2 protein-coding genes are annotated in these 1286 nt (G+C 47.2%); one reads left to right on the forward strand and one right to left on the reverse strand.

What is annotated here, in order from left to right; genetic code table 11:
• Positions 1-266 precede the first annotated feature (266 nt).
• Positions 267-437 (forward strand): hypothetical protein, encoded by a 171-nt coding sequence (locus BM082_RS25400; RefSeq protein WP_244276085.1) that lies wholly within the window; start codon positions 267-269, stop codon positions 435-437.
• Between the two features lie 81 nt (positions 438-518).
• Here the strand turns inward: BM082_RS25400 and BM082_RS24560 are convergent, their stop codons facing one another.
• The gene (locus BM082_RS24560) at positions 519-902 is read right to left on the reverse strand and encodes a GFA family protein (RefSeq protein ID WP_074929003.1); all 384 of its coding nucleotides are present in this window, start codon (positions 900-902) and stop codon (positions 519-521) included.
• Positions 903-1286 lie beyond the last annotated feature (384 nt).

Consider the following 1286-nt stretch of genomic DNA (forward strand, 5'->3'; position numbering starts at 1 on the left):
TTGAATTCTTCTGGAAATCTCTTACCACTCATAAACACCTCTCTGTTAGTTATCATGTCTAACTCAAGTGTGTCTATCAAGTCGGTGTCTATTCATTCTACGCCGGAAAGTGCGCCATCGTCCGTGTTGAGCGCATCGACGGTACACCACCCGAAACCACCACATTTCGCGTTCCTTCGCGCCCGTTGGCATCGTGTGAGAATTGGAAAGGCGAGGGAGAGCCACTCAAGCATGACGGCGAATACATTATTCTCAGTGTGTGCCAAATGTCTTTCGGTGCGGGTGGCTGCGCCGTTGAACGTTATCGCAGTGCGGATTTTGCGCATTGGGAAGAACACATCGGCGTGACATGGATTAACGGCGAGGAACACGAAGCGTGGCGAACACTGGGTTCGACGTCTTCCAAGGCCGATTCAGTGAAGAAAGTGGAGAAGTGAGGGAAGGGACGAGAAGTGAGATTGCGAGTATCGAGATAAGAGAAAGAGCCAAAGCGAAATGGCTCTTAGGTTCTCCCCACTTTACAAATCAATCGAGTCTTTGGGATGATGAATACCATCGTAGATTTTCACTGGCTCTAACTCATAGGCATTGATGCCTTCTAAGCACGCTACATTTATAGCAAATTGATGCGGGTTCGAACGTCTTTGATGGTGCGTATAAATGCCACACGTTTTACAAAAGTAATGCTTTGCCGTCATTGTATTGAATTGATAAAGCGTCAGATTCTCTTCGCCTTTGATGATCTTTAAATTTTCTAACAATACTGAAGCTGCAATCGCACCGCGTTTCCGACACATAGAGCATGAACAACGACGCGGATCTTCAAGGCCATTGGGTAACCGCAATTCAAGCTCGACCGCGCCACAATGACATTTTGCGATGTGAACCTTTTTCACTTCCATTTCTTCTTCTCCCTGTCTATGCGCAGATGAGTGATTTACTGCTCATTCACGGGTCTAGCCCACCCGATACGTCATGAATGCCTCTACGAACCTAGCATAGAGATGCAATGCATCGGTTGAATGACGTGTTGTATTGCGACATGAGTAAAAGCTCAGGGGCGAGAGAAGAGATTGCGAGAGTTGAGATAAGAGAAAGAGCCAGAAGCGATATGGCTCTTAGGTCCTCCACACTTTTCAAGGGGGGAGTTAGAGGGGGGTTATTGCTACGGAGAGCAGAATCGATGATGCCACCGGAGCCTGTAACAGATTCTGTGTAACTGCCATTTAATTAATATGCTTTTCGAGGCGTTCCCCGAACTCGATAATAAATCGACTCATCGCCTG

The sequence above is a fragment of the Enterovibrio norvegicus DSM 15893 genome (genome assembly GCF_900115495.1).
In the GTDB taxonomy this organism is placed as follows: domain Bacteria; phylum Pseudomonadota; class Gammaproteobacteria; order Enterobacterales; family Vibrionaceae; genus Enterovibrio; species Enterovibrio norvegicus.

Coding starts and splice junctions, on each gene's coding strand:
- BM082_RS25400 (WP_244276085.1), top strand. CDS start 267: ATGTCTTTCGGTGCGGGTGGCTGCGCCGTTGAACGTTATCGCAGTGCG.
- BM082_RS24560 (WP_074929003.1), bottom strand. CDS start 902: ATGGAAGTGAAAAAGGTTCACATCGCAAAATGTCATTGTGGCGCGGTC.